Raw genomic sequence first — 16,888 nt, forward strand, 5'->3', positions numbered from 1 at the left:
CATGTTATTGTTTCAAGCAGACAGAAGGTGCGGGCCGACAACAATATCGCAGATCGGTCGATCGATAGGGATAGGCTATCAAACCGCTTTCGACAGTTTCCTCGCCGTGCGCAAAAGAGCATCCAGAACAGGGGTATGCGGCTCTCGGTAAGGAGCCACGAGGCCGACCGCGTGCGACGGCTCGCGCCCTGTCAGCGGCACGACAGTCAGGGCCTTTCCGGCCACGAGGAAGCGTGCCAGCTCCTCGGGAAGCACTGTCAGGTAACCGCCGGATTCGACATTGGCCACCAGGACGATCGTCGAATTGGATTCGATACATGTCTCGGGCGAGACGTTGGCCGCGGAGAAATTCCTGTTGATGATCCGCCGGTTCTGCATGTCCGGGGTCAGCAGGCAAAGCTTTTTACCCGACAACTCCTCCCAGGCCACGTCATGCCGGTTCGCAAAGGGGGAGTTGTTCGTGCACACGAGCATGTAGCGTTCCTCATAAAGCGGCTCGGTGCTGACCCGCCCCATAGGTTCGTTGTCGAGATAGGAAATGCCTGCATCAATCTCCAGGTTGTCGAGCATCGACATGATCTCGATCGACGTGCGCGACAATATGGTGAAATGCACTTTCGGATGCTTGGCATTGAAGCGCTGACAGAGCCGCGCCGCCACCGTCAGGGCCGTCGGAATGACGGCGATGCGCAACTGCCCCGACAAGCCATCCCGCTTGACGCGCATTTCCTCGCGCAGTTGCCGCGTGTCCCCGACGATCTTCCTGGCCCAGTCCAGCGCGGTCTGGCCTTCCGGCGTCAGCCCGCCAAATCGCGACCCGCGAAAAATCAACTGCACGCCAAGGTGATCCTCCAGCGTCTTGATCCCGTTCGACAGGGTCGGCTGGGTGATGCCCAAGCCGGAGGCCGCGCGACCGAAATGGCCTTCCTTGGCCACGGCGATGAACATTTCGAGCTTGTCAATCATATGCATAAAGCCAATCGAAATCGGCCATCCTGATAGAATTCGTGAATGATGGGTGTTCTTCCCGACGCGGCGTTCTCGAAACCAGGACCCGAAACTGTGGCGTCGTCATTCCGGTTGATCCGCTTTTTGGCCCGACAGACGGGCAAGAATGGCCTTCCGGACCGCCTCGGCAAGCGTCCCGAGGACCAGCCCGATCAGCGGGTTGCCCAGAAGCGTCGCGAGCGCGGTGATCGCGATGACGGGCCTGCAAGAGGGTCTGGCATCGAAAAGCCGGCGATTGGCGGCAAGTTCGACCGCGGCAATCAGCAACAAGGCTCCCAGCGTTGCAGACGGGACGGCCAACAACGCCGTGTGCCGCAGGTCTTGCGGCAGCAGAGCAACCGCCAGAAGCGCGGCCCCCAGCATCACCGGCGCCCCCCCGCTGCGTGCGCCGAAACGGTGATGCGCCGCCACGCCTCCGGCCCCGTGGCACATCGGCAAGGCTCCGAACGGGGCGAGGGCCAGGTTGGCGGCGCCCGAGGTCACGCACAGGCGCCTGGGCGTCACCCGCGCGGCGCGCGCGCCATAACTGTCCTGCGCAACAAGCGCGGTCAGGAAAACGGCGTTGGTCAGGGTCAGCGCAAGTTGTGGCAGGGCGAGGTCGGCAATGGCGATCCGCATATCCTCAAGGTCTGGAACCGGCGCCAGCCAGCCCATGGCCGCAGCGCCCGACAGATCGGGCAGGGCCTCATGCCCGGTGAAGTGGCCCGCCGCCACGCCGAAACCCAGCGTCATCAATGCCGCATGTGCCCCCAGCCGCAACGCCGCAGCCGCAAGCCCGAGGGACACCACCCCGATCAGTGGTTGCCCGGCCATCAGCCCGAGCGATATCCAGGCCAGCCCCAGGCCCAGCCCCAGCTGAAGCCCGGTCAGCACCGATTGCGGCACCAGCCGCGCGATCCGGTCTATGACGCCCGTTCCCCCCAGCAATAGCAGCGCCGCACCGATCAGCATCCCGCTGAGCGCGATGGACGCGGGCGAGATTTCGGCCACCAGCGCCACGGCTACGATGGCCTTCATCGGCTGGACCGGGACCGGCAGGCGGTAGATCAGGCCGGTGATGATGTAGAACAGGCCGAAGCCCAGCAGCACCTGTGTCGCCGAGAGCCCCACAAGGGCGATGGCCCCGATGGTCAGCGGCAGCAGCGTGCCCAGGTCCCCCAGGGCCCCGTTCACTTCGCGCAGGTCAAAACGAAAACGATCTGGAGCATGCGGGCTCATCGCAATTCCTCCGCGTTTCCAACGCGACGCGAAATCAGTCTTAAAGAGTTGAAATCGCGGTTGTTGACCATACCGTAGGCAAGGAAACCATGATGACAGGAGACACCCGCCATGAAACTCAGCGCACGCAACAAGATGCCCGGAACCGTGACCGCCATCGATAAGGGCGCGGTCAACGCCACGGTGCAGATCGACCTTGGCGGCGGCACCACCGTGACGGCGATGATCACCAATGCGTCGGTCGAGGAGTTGGGGCTGGAGGTCGGCAAGACGGCCTACGCAATCGTCAAGGCGTCGGACGTGATCGTCGGGTCCGACTGAAGGTGAAGGGACGGCAGGCAGACCTTGCGGCCTGACCCGGTGGTCTCGATGGTCACGGAGATGCCGTAGACCGTGCTCAGGTTGTGCCCGGTCGGCACCTCGCTGGCCGGGCCATCCGCCATGATCCGGCCCTGGTGCATCAATAGGACGCGGGCATCCAGCGCAAAGGCCTGGTCCGGGTCATGGGTCGACAGGATGATCCCGCGCCGCTCGGACGACGCGCCCTGCGCCAGCCGGGCGATCCGCGCCAACACCTGCGCCTGGTTCCCGAAATCGAGGCTTGCGGTCGGTTCGTCCATGACGATCAGCGGTGTATCCTGCGCCAGCGCCCGCGCGATCAGGACAAGCTGTCGCTGACCGCCGGACAGGCGCGAATAATCGCGCGCGGCGAGGTCGCCAATCCCAAGCTGATCCATCGCGTTTCGCGCGGCATCACGATCCGCCTTTCCAGGTTGTGCCAATGGCCCGAGCCGCGCGGTGCGCCCCATCAGGACGACCTCCAGCGCCTCGAATGGAAATGGCGGTGCATGAGCCTGAGGCACATAGGCGATGCGCCGGGCAATCTCGGCCCGGCGCTGTGACGTGATCGGGGTGCCCCCAAGCCGCACCTCACCGGCCAGCTGAGGCAGCAGGCCCAGGAGGGTGCGAAAGAGCGTGGTCTTGCCGCAGCCGTTGGGGCCAAGCAGGCACAGGATGTCTCCGGCCTGAACCGACAGGCCCAGATCCGCGCCGACCTGCGTGCGTCCGTAGCCGATCACCAGCTCCCGCGCCTCCAGCATCACGACCATCCCCGCCGGCCACGGGCCAGCAACCACACGAAGAAGGGCGCGCCGATCACGGCGGTCAGGATGCCCAACGGCACCTCGGCCTGCGCCATTGTCCGCGCCGCCGTGTCCACGATCAGCAGATACCCCGCGCCGATCAGCACAGAGGCGGGCAAGAGCCGCCCAAAGCCGGGCCCGACGAGCATCCGCGCGATATGCGGAATCACCAGCCCGACCCAGCCCACCACGCCGGCCAGCGCCGTGACGCTCGCGGTGATCAGCGTGGCGGCGGCGATCACCAGGAACCGCGTGCGCCCGGCCTCGACCCCCAGCGCGCGCGCCTCCTCGTCGCCAAGGCTCAGGACGTTGATCCGCCAGCGCAGCAGGGCCAGCGGCACGAGGCCGATCAGCACCATGGGCAGGGCGGGCAGGATATCCTCCGTGGTGATCGCGGCCAGCGAGCCCAGAAGCCAGAAGGTGATCGCTGGCAACTGGTCATAGGGGTCGGCCATGACTTTCAGCAACGACGTTGCCGCCCCGGCCAGCGCGCCGATCACCACCCCGATCAGCACCAGCGTCAGCGTGCGGTCCGTGTTGCGCACCATCGACGCCACCAGCGTCACGATTCCCACCGCTGCCATGCCGCCGACAAAGGCCGACGCCTGGATCGCCGCCACCGGCAGCGACAGGAAAATCCCGGCAACCGCGCCAAGCCCGGCACCGGCCGACACGCCCAAGATATCCGGCGACACCAGCGGGTTGCGGAAAAGCGCCTGGTAGCTGGCCCCCGCCGCCGCCAGCGCCGCCCCCACCAGCAGCGCCGCCGCGACGCGGGGCAGGCGGATGTTCCACACCACGATCTCCGCCTGCCGCTCGCCTTGCCCCAGCAATGCCGCCAGCGTCTGGCCCGGGGACAGGCCAAAGGGCCCGATCATGACCGCGCCGAACGCCAGCGCGGCCACGCACAGGGCAAGGCCACCGGTCAAGGTCAGGCCGGGCTTTGAGCCCCTCAGTTCGGCGGTCGTCCCTCGGCCCATACCAGCAGCCTCTCAAGGTCTTCGTCGTTCAGGTCGACATGATAATAGAGTTCATAGAAGTCGCGGGTCTCCGCGCGCAGGTCGCCCTCCCACCGATCAGGATACAACAATCCGGCCATCCAAATCAGGCCCATCATCCGGTTCAGTGATGGCGGCCGGTCGATCCAGCCGAAGGGTGCGGTGGGCGACAGGAAGACGCGCCCGTCATTGACCGCGTCGATTCCCTGCCACAGCGGGTCGTCAAAGACCTCGCCGTAAAAGTTCGGGTCCCACGTCACGATGGTGTCGGGGTTGGCGACGATCACCTGTTCCATGGACGCCTGCACCAGCCCGCGCGTCGCGCCGCCATCGTCGGCCACGTTGCGCCCGCCCGCGCGCTCGATGATCTCGGTGTTGATCGACCCTTTCATGCCCGTCTCCAGCCCCTCGGGACCACGGGCCAGGTAGACGCGGGGGCGATCCTCTTCCGGGACGTCTACGAGAATGGCGTCGATCCGGGCAAACGTTTCCTCTACATCCTTCGCCAAGGCGTCGCCGCGTTCCGGCACACCGAGCGCGTCGCCCAGCAGGCGCAGGGCGGCGGGCGCGTTCTCGAACCGCCCGTCGATCAGGATATAGGGGATGCCGGTCTGGTTTTGCACCCGGTCCGCAAGGTCGACATAGGTGTCCCGGACCGAGCCGAAATCGAGGATCAGGTCGGGCTCGATCTGCAGCACACGCTCCAGGTTCGCCTCGCCGCCGCGCCCGGTCAGACGGCCGGTTTCGGGCAGATCGCGATAAGGCGCGGCGATATAGGTGCGCTCCTCGGGGCGCAGGGCGCGGGGCCAGCCGGTCATCGCCTCGGGCTTCATGATGTAGAGCAGGATGGCGGCGGGTGGACCGGCGGCGAAGACGGTGGTCACATCGTCGGGGATCTCCACGACGCGCCCGGCGCTGTCGGTGATCGTGCGCGCCTGAACCGGCAGCGCCAACACCATCAGCATCAGCAGCAGATATCTCACGTCACTCTCCTTTCGGCACCGCGGCGGCGTCGAACCCGTACTCCGCCAATACGGCCTGGCCTGCCGGTGACAGGATGTGCAGTGCCAGCTTCCATGCCTCGGGCGGCGCGCCGTCGAGCACGATCAGGCTGTAATCCGCACCCACCGACAGCGGTTCCGGGATCTGCACGATCTGCAAGCCCGGCACTTCTTTCCGGGCCAGCACGGCGTTGGTGCAGTATGTCAGAAACAGGTCGGCCTGGTCGCTGTCCAGCACCCACGCATAGGTGTTGCGCCCCTCGGGCGGCGCGGCGCTGTCCGGCCCGCCGGTCAATTGCAGGGCCTTGGCCTTCAACGCCTCGGCATGGCCGGACTTTTCGAACAGTTGAAACGCGTAGTCACCTGACGGATCCGCCTTGGGCGTGGACGTGCCCAGGCGGGTGTTCTCGTCCAGCATGACGTCGAGCAGCGTTTCGGACGTCACTTCCACCTCGGGCCGCGCCAGCCCGCAAAGTCGATTGCGGGCAAAGAGCGCGACGGGGCCGCCCTTGCCGGCGCTTTCCAGTGTCCGGGGGTGGCGCATGTTTGCAGAGGCGAAGACATGGGCGGTTTCGCCCGCCTCGATTCGCTCGCGCATCAGGCCGGAGGGGCCGAAGCTTGTCGCGACGGGCGTATCGTAGGCCTCGGCATAGTCTGCGGCCACGTCCGTCAGCGCGGCCTTGAGACTGCCCGCAGCGTAAAGGGACAGGTCTTGGGCTTGCGCGGCGCTCATCGCAAGGCCGAGGGCCGCTGCCAGTAGGGATACGTGTCGCATGGTCTGTCTTCCATTCTTTGTATTCGGCATACTCAGGGTTTCGGCGGCGCCATGGGGGTAAAGGCGCACCGGTCGGGCTTGAGGTCGATCAGCGGCGTGTCATCCAGGCAATCCAGCCCGCACACGATCAACGTGCCGCCCTCGATCCGCACCAACCGCACAAGCGACGTGCCGATGGGATTGGGCCGCACGGGAGAGCGCAGGGCGAAGGTGCCGATGGTCGATCCGTCGCTGCGCGGGCTTTGCCGCACAAGATCGCGACGGCTGCGATCCAGCCAGTAGAGCACCTCGATGGTCTCATAGTCTTCCAGCCCCTCCAGAGCCGGGTGCCATACGGGATTCAGTTCGATGCGGCACTCGGGGCCGTCCTGCCGGCCTTGACGTGGACAGTCCTCGCGCCGCGTCCAGGGCGTGCGGATGGTCCCGATGAACTGGAGCGCGGCATCGGCAGACGGTAGAGCCGCAACTTTTACCTCGCCGGGGCGCAGGGTATTGCCACTCATCGCCATGTCCGTAAAATTTGCAGTCGCGAGTAGGGCGCAGGAAACATATCGGTTTTCCTTGGTATGTGGAATTTCTTTTCAGGCACCGCGATGCTTGAACTTTGTCCGTTGGATCGCATAGTGTGCGAGGGAACGGAAGATTTGCAAGGTGGGAAATTTTGCAGTCCATGGGAGAAGCCTTCGGCCTCGCGCTCGACCTCGTCGCCTCGGGCGATGGGGATCTGATCGAAATCGTGCTGCTGTCGCTGCGCGTGAGCCTGACGGCCACTGCGCTGGCCTGCCTGATCGGCCTGCCCATCGGGGCGTTGATCGCCATCGGACGGTTTCCCGGGCGCAACGCGGTGCTGATCGTGATGAATGCGCTGATGGGCTTGCCGCCGGTGGTGGTGGGGCTGCTGGTCTACCTGCACCTGTCGCGCTCCGGCCCCTTGGGGTTCCTCGGGCTGCTCTACACGCCCACCGCGATGATCATCGCGCAGACCATCCTGATCGCACCCATCGTCGCGGCCCTTTCGCGGCAGGTGCTGGAAGACCTGCATGCTGAATATGCCGAGCAGTTCCGCTCGCTCTGCCTGACGAAGTTGCAGACCGTGCAGGCGCTTTTGTGGGATGCACGATATTCCCTGCTGACGGTGGGGCTTGCCGGTTTCGGCCGCGCGGTGGCCGAGGTGGGCGCTGTCATCATCGTCGGCGGCAATATCGACCACCTGACACGGGTGATGACCACGGCCATCGCGCTGGAGACTTCCAAGGGCGATCTGGCACTGGCACTGGCGCTCGGCATTATCCTTCTGGTCATCGCGCTTGGCGTCAACGCCGCCGTGCAATCGGTCCGCATGACAGCGGCGCGGCAAGCCTATGTTTGATACGGCAGCCTCATCAGCCGATCACGTTGTGCCCCGCGCCCGGACCGCGCCGATCCTGCCGCTCGCGGTACGTAACCTGGAATTGCGTTTCGGCCAGACAACGATACTCGACGGAGTGAGCTTCGACCTGCAGCCGGAAGGCTGCACCATGGTCATGGGTCCGAACGGGGCGGGCAAAAGCCTGCTGCTCAAGCTGCTCCATGGCCTGATGGCCCCGACTTCGGGAACAATCGACTGGAGCGGACAGGGGCCGCAGGACATCACCGCGCGGCAGGCACTGGTGTTCCAGAAGCCGGTTCTCTTGCGGCGGTCCGTGGCCGCCAACGTCGACTTCGTGCTGAAGGTGCGCGGCAAGAACCGTGCGCGGCGCGATACACTCCTGGATCACGTCGGGCTGGGCCACAAGGCCGACCAGCCGGCGCGCCTGTTGTCGGGCGGCGAGGCGCAGCGGCTGGCGCTGGCCCGCGCATTGGCCGCCGACCCCGAGGTGCTGTTTCTCGACGAACCCACCGCCAGCCTCGATCCGGCGTCCGTGCTGGCCATCGAGGAGATCGTCAGGGAGGCCAGCGCGCGCGGCGTGCGCATCGTTTTCGTCACCCATGACATGGGGCAGGCGCGGCGCATGGCCGACGACATCCTGTTTCTCAGCGGCGGCGGTGTAACAGAACACAGCCGCGCCGCCGATTTCTTTCCCGAACCGCAAAGTAAGGCGGCAAGGGATTACCTGAACGGCAAGCTCGTCGTCTGAAAGACTTCAAGAAAGGGAGTATTCATCATGAAATTCAACACATTCGGTGCGGCCACTGTCGCGCTGCTCATGGCCGGAGGAGCTTGGGCGCAGGACCAGTCGATCATCGTACAGTCCACCACATCGACGGCAAATTCAGGGCTTTACGACTACCTGCTGCCGATCTTTCAGGACAAGGCCGGCATCCAGGTGAACGTCGTCGCCGTGGGAACGGGTCAAGCCATCAAGAATGCCGAGAATTGTGATGGCGACGTGCTCTTGGTGCATGCCAAGCCGTCCGAGGAGAAATTCGTCGAAGCCGGCTTCGGCACCTCGCGCACGGACCTGATGTATAACGATTTCGTCATCGTCGGCCCGGGCGAGGACCCGGCGGGCGTGGGCGGCATGGACGACGTGCAGGGCGCGATGTCCAAAATTGCTGAAGAAGGCGCGCTCTTTGCCTCGCGCGGCGACGACAGCGGCACGCACAAGAAGGAAATGGCGCTCTGGTCCGACACCGGCGTCGACCCGACCGCGGCCAGCGGCGACTGGTACCGCGAGACGGGCTCGGGCATGGGCGCGACGCTCAACGCCGGCATCGGCATGGGCGCCTATGTCATGACCGACCGCGCCACCTGGATCAGCTTCGACAACAAACAGGATTACGCGATCCAGGTCGAGGGCGACGAGGACATGTTCAACCAGTACGGCGTGATCCCGGTCAATCCCGAGAAATGCCCCAGCGTGAACGTGGACGCCGCACAGACCTTTGCCGACTGGCTGGTCTCGGACGAGGGGCAGGAGGCAATCGGGTCCTACAAGGTGGCCGACCAGCAACTGTTCTTCCCCAACGCACCGAAAAACTGATAGACGTGTCGGGGCGGCGGTGCACCCGCCGTCCCGAGACACAAATCCAGGCGCCATGACCGAGCTCGACCTTCCCGACCACGAATACCTGACTGTCAAGGAACTGGCCGAGCTCTTGCGCCTGAAGGAACGCAAGGTCTATGACCTTGCCGCGTCGGGTGCCGTGCCGTGTTCGCGCGCCACGGGAAAGCTGCTGTTTCCGGCAAACGAGATCCGCACATGGATCGAAAAGGCGCAGTCCGGTGGCGGCGGAGACGCGCAAGGCGACGCGTCCAAATCGCGCACGCCTATCATGCTTGGCAGTCACGATCCCTTGCTGGATTGGGCGATCCGCCAGTCGGGATGCGGACTGGCCACGCTGCATGACGGCTCGAACGACGGGCTCGAACGTTTCACGAGCGGCGAGGGCATCGCAGCCGGCCTGCATATTCTTGACGCTGACACCAACCGCTGGAATGTGCCTGCCGTATCGAAGGCGGCCTCGCGCCAGAACGCGGTTCTCGTCCGGTTCGCGATACGTCGGCGCGGGCTCGTCGTCCGGCCCGGAGGGCGCGTGCCGGCGGGACTTCACGATCTTGACGGGGTCCGGCTTGTTCCGCGGCAGGCGGGGTCGGGCACCGACACGCTATTCCGACACCTGGCCGAGCGCGAGGGTGTGGATCTTGCGGCGCTCGACCTCGCTGACGTCGCCCGGACTGAAGACGAAGCGGTGGAGGCGGTTCGGCGCGGCGCGGCCGAGACGACTTTCGGGCTAGAAGCGGTCGCGCGGAGCTACGGGCTGGAGTTTGTACACGTCATCGAGGAAGAGTTCGCCTTGCTTGTCGACCGCAGGGCGTGGTTCGAGCCGCCTTTCCAGTCGCTTATGAACTTCTGTGCCACGGATGCCTTCCGAACGCGGGCGAACGCCTATGGCGGCTACGACATCGACAGGATTGGTACCGTTCAATGGAACGCGTAGCGTATTTCGGTTGAAATCGCGCTGTCGGCTCAGCACACAATGAGGGCCAACCCGAAGCATCTTATTGGCTATGGCTCTGCCATGTTCGTGGGCCAAATCGAAAAAGTGGCGCACTCTACCGGCTTTTCCTCGAGGATTCAAAAAGAGATCCGGGAGAAAAATTCGAAAACCAGACGCCTTACAGTCGGTATTTGAACCGTGCCAGGCAGTAGAGCTTTTGATTGGCCGACCTAGTCATTCCGGAAATCAGGTCTCAAGGCGGCGCGGATGGGTTCTATGACCCTTTTCCTCAAAAAACTTGAATTTCTCTAACCTTTTAAATCATTGGTAGGCCCGGAGGGACTTGTACTTTCCGGGCATGTTGTTGATATAACTGCATTATTGTGGCCCGTGGGGCAGTTTGAATTTGGGCGTGGGGCAAAAGGCATCACCATTCCACACCCGATAGCCGCGCCACGGCCCGTTCTGCAAGCTGCGTTCTCTCAACATCGCGAGTGTAAATCTGCGACGTGGCTGCGTTCGCGTGACCGTGAACAGACATGATTTCGTACTGCGTGGCCCCGTGTAGAGCGAGCAAGTGACCGGCTGCCTTCCGTATGCCGTGCGACGTGCGATTTTCCAGCCCGGCAGTGGCGCACCACTTGCGCAGCCTGTTCCGCAGCGCTTCGGGGCTTGCGAATGGCTTCCCCGCCTCAGTTAGCAGGTAGGTATCGCCCACGATCTTCTGCGACCGGATCGCTTCGGCCAACGGCGGCAGGATCGGGATGTCTACCGGACGCGAACCGCGCTTTCCGGGTGTCCACGCCAGCCATGAGCCGTTCCGCGTTTCGTGGCGGCGTCCAAGTGCAATCGCATCCTCAATCCGACACGCGGTGAACACGAAGAGCGTCAGCGTCAAGTGTGCCATCGTGCCTTGTGGGTGAGCTTTGCGGAACTTCGCGAAGTCATCAATCGACCACGGCACCGCCCCACCGGCTGACGTGTATTCCACCTTGATAGCAGCGGCTGGATTAACCGAGCAATGGCCTCGGTCCACAGCCCAAGCATACATTGCCCGCAGAAACTTGAACGTGTTCTTTGCGGCCCCTGGCGTTGCCATCATATCATCACGCATCGCCATCAGTTCGGCAGCAGGAATGACCATAGGCAGGCCCCGATATTCCTTGCCCTTGGAGCCGCCTGATGTGCTGCGCCGGTCTAACAGGCGTTGCGCCATGCCGCGTCTCTGCTTGAGTGTCAGGTGGCTTGCCTGCCCGCTATCGACCATGCGGGCCAGATGGGCCATGTAGGCGTTTACAAGCCATCCCACGGTGCCTGAGCGGGGGGCTACCTCCACGCGCGTCTTGTCGGGCTTGATTCCCGCCCGAGCGGCTAGATACGCCGTCTGGAAGTCAGGGTTATCCGGTCCGCACGGCAAGGTGATCTTGACCTTGGGGGAGTCCTTGACGCGGACACGGTGACGGATCGCGCCAGACGGCAAGCGTTCGGGGGAGTATCCGGGGAAATTCACACGCGCCATATCACCAGCCATCTTGCAGAGCCTCCCCCTCATAAGGCAGGCCATCCGCCCAGCGGTCAAGGTCTCGCCGGTCATAGAGCCGCTTAGCCCCAACCACGCGGCGGGGCAATTCCAGTGTGCGCAACGTCGATTCCGACAAGCCGAGATAATGCGCCGCCGCAGGGGCGGGCATCAGCAAGGGCGGAAATTCGCGTGCGGTTGCCATTATTTCTTCTTGGCCTCCCGCCACTCTTCAGGAGTGCGGGCGCGCTTGTCGTAATTGCACGGCTTGCAGGCGACCACGAGGTTGTCAGCATCGGACGCGCCGCCGCGTGACAGTGGCATGACGTGATCGAGATGGAACGGCCCTTCCTCGCATCCGCAGTAAACGCACATTTCACCATCACGCGCGAACACCTCGGCGCGGACTGCAATCGGGATATGCCGAGATGGCTTGTCTGTCAGACCGTGGATACGCTCGTATTCATCGAGCAGGTCGCGCCATGTCCACTCCTCGTCCGTATCGAAAAAGTCCGAAACGAATGAAGCCGCCCCCACAGCGATGCATTTGATGTGGGCGTACTCCCAACGCTCCAAGTCGCCAATCTGGCAGGGCTTCGGCAGCACCCCAGCCGCGACAAGACGCCGGAACTCAGACGCTGGCATATCCAGCATCCGGGCGGCAGTCGTGTCTTTCACGGCCAGGAGCATGGGTTAGTCCCCCGCTGTACTTTGGTCATGGCATTCACCCTTCCATGCCCAAGCGCCCGTATCTGAGCAGTAGTGGGCAAGCCCGCGCTCTACGGTTTCCTTGCGCCATTCTTTGGCCTGCTCCCAATGTCCAAGCCCGTAGGTTGTCAAGATGCCGAGCAAAAGCCCGAAACAAAGACCGCCAGCGCCCGCTGAAAAGAACTCCCGCATCCCTCACTCCCCCCGGTCAGCCAGCATCGCGCGGACGCGGGCGTCGTGGTGGGCTTGGGCGGCGGCTTTGGCGGCTTCAAGGCTGTCGTACTCGTCGCCATTAAACTCCACATAGTTGCGCTTCCAAGCGTGAGCATTCCGCCAGTCGTAGACCATGATCCCAATTGGTGTCTTTGCGCGATGGTGGATAATGCCGCGAACATCATCCCCGCTCTCCCACTCCAACGGCTTCACCTCCACCGGCTCTTGCAGTTTTGCGGATAGGGCGTCCCGCTCAGCCAGAAGGTCAGCCAAGTCGCCAGCGGTTATCCGTACAAGGTCGCTGTCCAAAACAATGATGTCGCGCGTCGTGTATGGCCATTCGACATACTTGCGGATGCGCTCCACATGCTCCGGCTCAGTCAGTCGCTTGTCCGTGGTGTTAGGGGGCATCGGGGGTTCCTCTGTTCTGGCATCCGCACATGTCGTTAGAGCCACGGCACGGGCATTTCCCGGCCTGCCTTTGTTCACGGCGGATAGTTTCAAGAATTGCCTTTTGCGTTTCAGTCAGCCGCATTCAGTGCCTCACGGATTGTCTCCGCTGTGATGTTCAGGCCGTTTGCTCGCGCCACTTCTAAACCAAGCTCGGCGGCGTGTTTCATGCGCTCAAAATCAGCCTTCGGAACGTAAGAAACGGCTTCCTCTGGGTAGCGTGTCGTTGCCCAGCTTCCGAGCCACCACAGTTCAGGCCGGTGGTGCCAGACCATGATTTCATCGGGGAGTTCAGGCACTTCGTCATCAATCGGCATTGGTCGGTCCTTTCTTTAAGGCCAAAACGGCTTTGTACGATTCTTCGTTTTGGTGACGCGCCACGTTATCCATCGACTGGCTAAAGGTATCGTGGCCCCCATGTGTCCATGCAGACATTGAAACCGCGTTCGCTGCCGCCTCTATCGCCGCATCCCAGACCTCCCGCTTCACACGGTCCAGCGCGGTGGTAGCGTCGGAGGGGGTGAGGGCGCGGATAGCTTCGTGCGAGACGTATAGCTTCATTCCTCCGGGATCATGCGCTTTGACGGTGCAGTAGCTTCCATCTGGCTCGCCTTCAGAATTAAAGCCAAACCACATTCCGCGAGCGCCTGCCGCCGCCTCATACGCTGCCCCCACGGCCTCGGCCTGCTGGCGGGTGGCGAGGTCGGCGCGGACGTACTCAATCGTATGCGAATGCTGTGTGCTCCCGCACTCGTCATCCCACCAACCGCCGCCAGTATAGTCACACTCGCTTGGCTCTGCGTCCTGCGCCCATATCCGTTCCGGTGCTTCAGTGGTCATGGGTTTGGTCCTTCTTGCACCCGCAATACCCACGGACCACTCGACAAAACGGGCAGTATGGATATTCTCGGTTCAATCTCTGAAAGTCGTTTTCTTTCATGCTCATCTCCATAATCTGACCGGCCCGCTTTCCCAACACGACCGGCCATGCTGTTCTCCATAAGTTCCTTTGCTGTGACCGCAGGTGTATGGGTGCGCCACGTCCACTGACTGCGGGGGAAATTGATGAAAGGCGCGGGTGATCATATCGCCCCCAACAGCCAAGCCAGCACCACACAGAACCCCAGCAGCACCACGACCCCCAGCGAGTAGCCAAGGACAAAGCCCTGTGGTTCGTTGAAGTGCTCCGCGTGTTCCAGTTCGGGGTCGAGGCGGGTCATTGTGCTGGCTCCGGCGGGTCAAAGTTGGTAAAGACCAGCCACGGCTTCTCGCGAATGAACGCAGCGATTCCGGGGAACGACATGTGCGCGTTGTCGTTCAGGTGGACGAGGCTACTGTGCTTGCCATCAATGGAGAACCCAAAGCGGAAGTCCCCCATTGTACTGCTTAGGTTTAGGGCCTCGACGGTCTCGGGCGGTGCTGTAGCTCCGTCGCCGCCCATTTCTTCGAGTTCATCGAAATCGTAATCATCTAGATAATCCTTTCGACCCCACCCATTTTGAGAGAGCGCGTAGTGTTTGGGGTTAACGACATAGGTCGCCACACCCAAGCAACACATGCCCCCGTAAGCGCAGAGGTTTAAGGTAACTTGCTTGTGCCTGCCGCCTTCCAGCGCCCTGAACCAAGCCTCTTGCATTTCCGTGAGTTTGTTGCGTTCCATCCTTCGCTCTCCTATCCCGCCAATCCTGCAATGCCCAAACCGGCCCCCAGGAACGCTACTGCTACGAGCACCAGCTTTGCGGCGCTGGCGGCTTTTTCGACTGTCTGTTGGTCGGTGGGGTGGGTCATTTCCTGTCCTTTCGGAATGCGAGAGCACTTCGGATCATCGCCTCAGCTTCATCCCAGTCCCTCGTGTCAGTTACTTCCTCTCGACCCGCCGCCTCGATAAGCGGCAGCACCTTGTTGCAGGCATCTTCAAATTTCTTGAGAATGTCCTGCGCTCTGGCGAGTGAATCTGTCACCATGTCGGGAGTCATACCGATGCCTTGTCGTCGGAGTAGCCAAAGGGAATTGTGCCGCCACACTCAGTTGATAGAGAGGCAATCCCATCCAGAATTTCATGCGCTTCTACTCCAAGCCGGTCCCCAGCGATTTGCGCCAAGAACTCAGTTGATCGGTCGCCAAATTCGCGCTCCGCATCGTCAAACGCCTTGTTGCAATCGTGTGCAGTAACTTTCATCTCATGTCCTTTCGTTAATGTGCACCGGGACCGCAGGGAGAGGGCTGGCCCCGGCGCTGTCCGCGCGGGGAGGGCGCGCAGAATTAGGTTCCATGTCTTTTTGTGAATCCGTTGTTCTTATTGAAATCGGCGCGGGCGGCGACGGCATCCTCGATATCGTCAAATGATCCGAGGTGTTTTTTGCGGCCGTTTAAGCAGCCTTCCGCTATCCACTTTTTACCTCTTTTGTGCCAGCGAACGCCGTTGTAACCGCTGGAATTATGAGAGAACCGGCGGCAATTTCGCATGTTTTGAGTTGAGCTAACGTCTCTCAGGTTTTTGATGCGGTTGTCTGCTGGATCGCCGTTGATGTGGTCGATATGATGCTTCGGCCACCTGCCGTAATAAATTGCCCAGGCAACGCGATGTGCTTGGAGGGAGCGTCTTCTTACGTTTCCGTTCAAGTGGCCATCTTTTTTCATATTGAGAAACGCCTCTTTGCCCGAATGCTGAGAATTCCAAGATGCGCATTTGCTTTCCTTAGATTGCTTGCCGTCAGTGAAATCCTCGGGCGTCCGCTCACGCCAGAACAGCTTTCCGGTGTCCGGTTCGTAGCGCAGAAACTTGCGGAGAATATCTGGCGTCAGGTCAGTCATCAGAAACCTCCAGCCGCATATACGTAGACAAGCCCCAGCCATGTGCTTCCGAAAATGCACGCCAGGCCAATGATTGATGCGAGGTATTCACGGATCATTGGAGAAACACCCAGAAAGGCCAAGTGAGGCCAACCCCAACGGCGACGAGTATGTAGCCGATCAGAAGAAGGCACAGGAAAACGGCGATGACGTCACTCATCACACCACCCTCAGACGCGCTTGCTCTGCCCTTACGGTGCGGCGTTCAATCTGCCGATCACGCTCGATTTCCTCGGGGCTGTAGGGTGAAAGCCACTCAGGCCAATCGCCAAACCTATCGCGCCGACGCAGGCGATCCAGAACGTCCTCTGTCACGTCAGTTGCAGCCCCGGCCATGAACTGGTTGGGCGGGTCTATGCGGAACACGGTGGCGTCACCGCCGAACTTTGACATGTGTTCCGCGTAGGCATCTGCTGCGTCGTCAATCGTGCTGGGCAGGCATGTTTCGCTGGCGATGGTTTCGCCATCTGGGAACTCGCATATGGTCATGTAGAAGGGTGCGGTTTTCATTGGTCAGCCTCCCACACGGCTTTCACGGGTTTGCCATCTTGCAGGGTGGTGGTGAGGGTGCCCAGGACTGCCCCTGGCTTCCGGTCGTTGATGACCTGATTGCTGCGGCGATTGTAGAAACGCTCAACCGTCACCGTCTCCACCTTCGGAGCGGGCTTTGCGCGGTAGGTTGTCGCCCCTACCCAAAGCGGGCTACCAGCTACGGACAACCAACAAGCGTCTCCGTGAAAAAACTCATACGGCCCACCATGCTCTTTGAGCGCGGCTTGCGTTTCCTCGTCCAGCAGTCCAAACGGCGTGGTGATAGCTGTCAGGTCAACGGTGCGTCCGTCTGAGTGGGTGAAGGTGTGGGGGTCGTCGGACCATTCGGCGATGAGGTCGTCAGGGCTTTCCCTTCCAGAGCCATTATAACTCCCGTCTTTATGGAAGCTTTCTCCTGTGTTTGGGCAATCCCAAACAAGGAAAATCGCGTTGTGGTCAGGCTCCATCGGCCCAACCTTCCGCCCATCACGGGTGCGGTAATAGCGTCCTTCAACGATTTTCATTGTTCCTCCTTCGCCAGCGTTACCGGC

Annotated in this window: 25 protein-coding genes; 5 read left to right on the top strand and 20 right to left on the bottom strand. The window is 62.2% G+C overall.

The features are described 5' to 3' along the window. Positions 1-78: 78 nt before the first annotated feature. Positions 79-966: a LysR family transcriptional regulator gene (locus PVV74_RS17090; RefSeq protein ID WP_103761830.1), complete on the bottom strand. Its 888-nt coding sequence runs from the start codon at positions 964-966 to the stop codon at positions 79-81. Positions 967-1,071: 105 nt separating this feature from the next. Then, positions 1,072-2,226 (bottom strand): putative sulfate/molybdate transporter, encoded by a 1,155-nt coding sequence (locus PVV74_RS17095; RefSeq protein ID WP_274594052.1) that lies wholly within the window; start codon positions 2,224-2,226, stop codon positions 1,072-1,074. A 111-nt stretch (positions 2,227-2,337) separates the two neighbouring features. Here PVV74_RS17095 and PVV74_RS17100 point away from each other — a divergent pair, with 111 nt between their 5' ends. Beyond that, on the top strand, positions 2,338-2,547 hold the full coding sequence (locus PVV74_RS17100) for a TOBE domain-containing protein (protein ID WP_274594053.1): 210 nt from the start codon (positions 2,338-2,340) through the stop codon (positions 2,545-2,547). Here the strand turns inward: PVV74_RS17100 and PVV74_RS17105 are convergent. From PVV74_RS17105 to tsaA, 5 genes are read right to left on the bottom strand one after another with little or no spacing between them, the layout of a single operon-like run. Further along, positions 2,502-3,326, bottom strand: coding sequence for an ABC transporter ATP-binding protein (locus PVV74_RS17105; RefSeq protein ID WP_274594054.1), 825 nt, complete (start codon positions 3,324-3,326; stop codon positions 2,502-2,504). The genes PVV74_RS17100 and PVV74_RS17105 overlap by 46 nt on opposite strands. Beyond that, positions 3,326-4,348, bottom strand: a complete 1,023-nt coding sequence (locus PVV74_RS17110) for a FecCD family ABC transporter permease (protein WP_103761055.1) — start codon at positions 4,346-4,348, stop codon at positions 3,326-3,328. The genes PVV74_RS17105 and PVV74_RS17110 overlap by 1 nt, the downstream gene beginning before the upstream one ends. Beyond that, complete coding sequence (locus tag PVV74_RS17115) at positions 4,321-5,349, bottom strand: iron ABC transporter substrate-binding protein (RefSeq protein ID WP_274594055.1); 1,029 nt, start codon at positions 5,347-5,349, stop codon at positions 4,321-4,323. The genes PVV74_RS17110 and PVV74_RS17115 overlap by 28 nt, the downstream gene beginning before the upstream one ends. A gap of 1 nt (position 5,350) precedes the next feature. Next, positions 5,351-6,142, bottom strand: a complete 792-nt coding sequence (locus tag PVV74_RS17120) for a molybdate ABC transporter substrate-binding protein (RefSeq protein ID WP_274594056.1) — start codon at positions 6,140-6,142, stop codon at positions 5,351-5,353. Positions 6,143-6,174: 32 nt separating this feature from the next. Then, complete coding sequence (tsaA, locus tag PVV74_RS17125) at positions 6,175-6,645, bottom strand: tRNA (N6-threonylcarbamoyladenosine(37)-N6)-methyltransferase TrmO (protein ID WP_274594057.1); 471 nt, start codon at positions 6,643-6,645, stop codon at positions 6,175-6,177. Positions 6,646-6,803: 158 nt separating this feature from the next. On the opposite strand from tsaA, the gene PVV74_RS17130 reads away from it, so the two are divergent. From PVV74_RS17130 to PVV74_RS17145, 4 genes are read left to right on the top strand one after another with little or no spacing between them, the layout of a single operon-like run. After that, a complete protein-coding gene (locus PVV74_RS17130) occupies positions 6,804-7,511 on the top strand; it encodes an ABC transporter permease (protein ID WP_371931571.1) in 708 nt (235 codons plus the stop codon). Then, positions 7,504-8,259 (top strand): ATP-binding cassette domain-containing protein, encoded by a 756-nt coding sequence (locus tag PVV74_RS17135; RefSeq protein WP_274594058.1) that lies wholly within the window; start codon positions 7,504-7,506, stop codon positions 8,257-8,259. The genes PVV74_RS17130 and PVV74_RS17135 overlap by 8 nt, the downstream gene beginning before the upstream one ends. A gap of 27 nt (positions 8,260-8,286) precedes the next feature. Continuing rightward, on the top strand, positions 8,287-9,105 hold the full coding sequence (locus PVV74_RS17140; protein WP_425061850.1) for a substrate-binding domain-containing protein: 819 nt from the start codon (positions 8,287-8,289) through the stop codon (positions 9,103-9,105). 55 nt (positions 9,106-9,160) lie between these two features. Next, positions 9,161-10,063: a helix-turn-helix transcriptional regulator gene (locus tag PVV74_RS17145; protein ID WP_103761060.1), complete on the top strand. Its 903-nt coding sequence runs from the start codon at positions 9,161-9,163 to the stop codon at positions 10,061-10,063. Between the two features lie 427 nt (positions 10,064-10,490). Here PVV74_RS17145 and PVV74_RS17150 read toward each other — a convergent pair whose 3' ends face one another. The 13 genes from PVV74_RS17150 to PVV74_RS17210 all read right to left on the bottom strand — a co-directional run bounded on the left by PVV74_RS17150 (position 10,491) and on the right by PVV74_RS17210 (position 16,861). Then, positions 10,491-11,594 carry a tyrosine-type recombinase/integrase gene (locus PVV74_RS17150; protein WP_274594059.1) on the bottom strand — a complete coding sequence of 368 codons (1,104 nt, stop codon included), beginning with the start codon at positions 11,592-11,594 and terminating at the stop codon, positions 10,491-10,493. Next, positions 11,584-11,787 (bottom strand): helix-turn-helix domain-containing protein, encoded by a 204-nt coding sequence (locus PVV74_RS17155; protein WP_274594060.1) that lies wholly within the window; start codon positions 11,785-11,787, stop codon positions 11,584-11,586. The genes PVV74_RS17150 and PVV74_RS17155 overlap by 11 nt, the downstream gene beginning before the upstream one ends. Continuing rightward, positions 11,787-12,272 carry an HNH endonuclease gene (locus PVV74_RS17160; RefSeq protein ID WP_274594061.1) on the bottom strand — a complete coding sequence of 162 codons (486 nt, stop codon included), beginning with the start codon at positions 12,270-12,272 and terminating at the stop codon, positions 11,787-11,789. The genes PVV74_RS17155 and PVV74_RS17160 overlap by 1 nt, the downstream gene beginning before the upstream one ends. 213 nt (positions 12,273-12,485) lie before the next feature. Next, positions 12,486-12,914, bottom strand: a complete 429-nt coding sequence (locus PVV74_RS17165; RefSeq protein ID WP_274594062.1) for a hypothetical protein — start codon at positions 12,912-12,914, stop codon at positions 12,486-12,488. 110 nt (positions 12,915-13,024) lie between these two features. After that, the gene (locus tag PVV74_RS17170) at positions 13,025-13,270 is read right to left on the bottom strand and encodes a hypothetical protein (RefSeq protein ID WP_274594063.1); all 246 of its coding nucleotides are present in this window, start codon (positions 13,268-13,270) and stop codon (positions 13,025-13,027) included. Then, complete coding sequence (locus PVV74_RS17175; protein ID WP_274594064.1) at positions 13,260-13,793, bottom strand: hypothetical protein; 534 nt, start codon at positions 13,791-13,793, stop codon at positions 13,260-13,262. Before PVV74_RS17175 ends, PVV74_RS17170 begins: the two co-directional genes overlap by 11 nt. Positions 13,794-14,035: 242 nt before the next feature. Further along, positions 14,036-14,173 carry a hypothetical protein gene (locus PVV74_RS17180; protein WP_274594065.1) on the bottom strand — a complete coding sequence of 46 codons (138 nt, stop codon included), beginning with the start codon at positions 14,171-14,173 and terminating at the stop codon, positions 14,036-14,038. Next, positions 14,170-14,613 (bottom strand): hypothetical protein, encoded by a 444-nt coding sequence (locus PVV74_RS17185; protein ID WP_274594066.1) that lies wholly within the window; start codon positions 14,611-14,613, stop codon positions 14,170-14,172. The genes PVV74_RS17180 and PVV74_RS17185 overlap by 4 nt, the downstream gene beginning before the upstream one ends. Before the next feature lie 124 nt (positions 14,614-14,737). Then, positions 14,738-14,929: a hypothetical protein gene (locus PVV74_RS17190; RefSeq protein WP_274594067.1), complete on the bottom strand. Its 192-nt coding sequence runs from the start codon at positions 14,927-14,929 to the stop codon at positions 14,738-14,740. After that, positions 14,926-15,132: a hypothetical protein gene (locus tag PVV74_RS17195; protein ID WP_274594068.1), complete on the bottom strand. Its 207-nt coding sequence runs from the start codon at positions 15,130-15,132 to the stop codon at positions 14,926-14,928. Before PVV74_RS17195 ends, PVV74_RS17190 begins: the two co-directional genes overlap by 4 nt. An 83-nt stretch (positions 15,133-15,215) precedes the next feature. Then, positions 15,216-15,767 (bottom strand): HNH endonuclease signature motif containing protein, encoded by a 552-nt coding sequence (locus PVV74_RS17200; protein ID WP_274594069.1) that lies wholly within the window; start codon positions 15,765-15,767, stop codon positions 15,216-15,218. Between the two features lie 198 nt (positions 15,768-15,965). After that, positions 15,966-16,316 carry a hypothetical protein gene (locus PVV74_RS17205; RefSeq protein WP_274594070.1) on the bottom strand — a complete coding sequence of 117 codons (351 nt, stop codon included), beginning with the start codon at positions 16,314-16,316 and terminating at the stop codon, positions 15,966-15,968. Continuing rightward, positions 16,313-16,861, bottom strand: a complete 549-nt coding sequence (locus PVV74_RS17210; protein ID WP_274594071.1) for a hypothetical protein — start codon at positions 16,859-16,861, stop codon at positions 16,313-16,315. The genes PVV74_RS17205 and PVV74_RS17210 overlap by 4 nt, the downstream gene beginning before the upstream one ends. Positions 16,862-16,888 lie beyond the last annotated feature (27 nt).

It is taken from the genome of Roseovarius sp. SK2 (assembly GCF_028807495.1).
Taxonomy (GTDB): domain Bacteria; phylum Pseudomonadota; class Alphaproteobacteria; order Rhodobacterales; family Rhodobacteraceae; genus Roseovarius; species Roseovarius confluentis.

Coding starts and splice junctions, on each gene's coding strand:
- PVV74_RS17090 (WP_103761830.1), bottom strand. CDS start 966: ATGATTGACAAGCTCGAAATGTTCATCGCCGTGGCCAAGGAAGGCCAT.
- PVV74_RS17095 (WP_274594052.1), bottom strand. CDS start 2,226: ATGAGCCCGCATGCTCCAGATCGTTTTCGTTTTGACCTGCGCGAAGTG.
- PVV74_RS17100 (WP_274594053.1), top strand. CDS start 2,338: ATGAAACTCAGCGCACGCAACAAGATGCCCGGAACCGTGACCGCCATC.
- PVV74_RS17105 (WP_274594054.1), bottom strand. CDS start 3,326: ATGCTGGAGGCGCGGGAGCTGGTGATCGGCTACGGACGCACGCAGGTC.
- PVV74_RS17110 (WP_103761055.1), bottom strand. CDS start 4,348: ATGGGCCGAGGGACGACCGCCGAACTGAGGGGCTCAAAGCCCGGCCTG.
- PVV74_RS17120 (WP_274594056.1), bottom strand. CDS start 6,142: ATGCGACACGTATCCCTACTGGCAGCGGCCCTCGGCCTTGCGATGAGC.
- tsaA (WP_274594057.1), bottom strand. CDS start 6,645: ATGAGTGGCAATACCCTGCGCCCCGGCGAGGTAAAAGTTGCGGCTCTA.
- PVV74_RS17135 (WP_274594058.1), top strand. CDS start 7,504: ATGTTTGATACGGCAGCCTCATCAGCCGATCACGTTGTGCCCCGCGCC.
- PVV74_RS17140 (WP_425061850.1), top strand. CDS start 8,287: ATGAAATTCAACACATTCGGTGCGGCCACTGTCGCGCTGCTCATGGCC.
- PVV74_RS17145 (WP_103761060.1), top strand. CDS start 9,161: ATGACCGAGCTCGACCTTCCCGACCACGAATACCTGACTGTCAAGGAA.
- PVV74_RS17150 (WP_274594059.1), bottom strand. CDS start 11,594: ATGGCTGGTGATATGGCGCGTGTGAATTTCCCCGGATACTCCCCCGAA.
- PVV74_RS17155 (WP_274594060.1), bottom strand. CDS start 11,787: ATGGCAACCGCACGCGAATTTCCGCCCTTGCTGATGCCCGCCCCTGCG.
- PVV74_RS17160 (WP_274594061.1), bottom strand. CDS start 12,272: ATGCTCCTGGCCGTGAAAGACACGACTGCCGCCCGGATGCTGGATATG.
- PVV74_RS17165 (WP_274594062.1), bottom strand. CDS start 12,914: ATGCCCCCTAACACCACGGACAAGCGACTGACTGAGCCGGAGCATGTG.
- PVV74_RS17170 (WP_274594063.1), bottom strand. CDS start 13,270: ATGCCGATTGATGACGAAGTGCCTGAACTCCCCGATGAAATCATGGTC.
- PVV74_RS17175 (WP_274594064.1), bottom strand. CDS start 13,793: ATGACCACTGAAGCACCGGAACGGATATGGGCGCAGGACGCAGAGCCA.
- PVV74_RS17180 (WP_274594065.1), bottom strand. CDS start 14,173: ATGACCCGCCTCGACCCCGAACTGGAACACGCGGAGCACTTCAACGAA.
- PVV74_RS17185 (WP_274594066.1), bottom strand. CDS start 14,613: ATGGAACGCAACAAACTCACGGAAATGCAAGAGGCTTGGTTCAGGGCG.
- PVV74_RS17190 (WP_274594067.1), bottom strand. CDS start 14,929: ATGACTCCCGACATGGTGACAGATTCACTCGCCAGAGCGCAGGACATT.
- PVV74_RS17195 (WP_274594068.1), bottom strand. CDS start 15,132: ATGAAAGTTACTGCACACGATTGCAACAAGGCGTTTGACGATGCGGAG.
- PVV74_RS17200 (WP_274594069.1), bottom strand. CDS start 15,767: ATGACTGACCTGACGCCAGATATTCTCCGCAAGTTTCTGCGCTACGAA.
- PVV74_RS17205 (WP_274594070.1), bottom strand. CDS start 16,316: ATGAAAACCGCACCCTTCTACATGACCATATGCGAGTTCCCAGATGGC.
- PVV74_RS17210 (WP_274594071.1), bottom strand. CDS start 16,861: ATGAAAATCGTTGAAGGACGCTATTACCGCACCCGTGATGGGCGGAAG.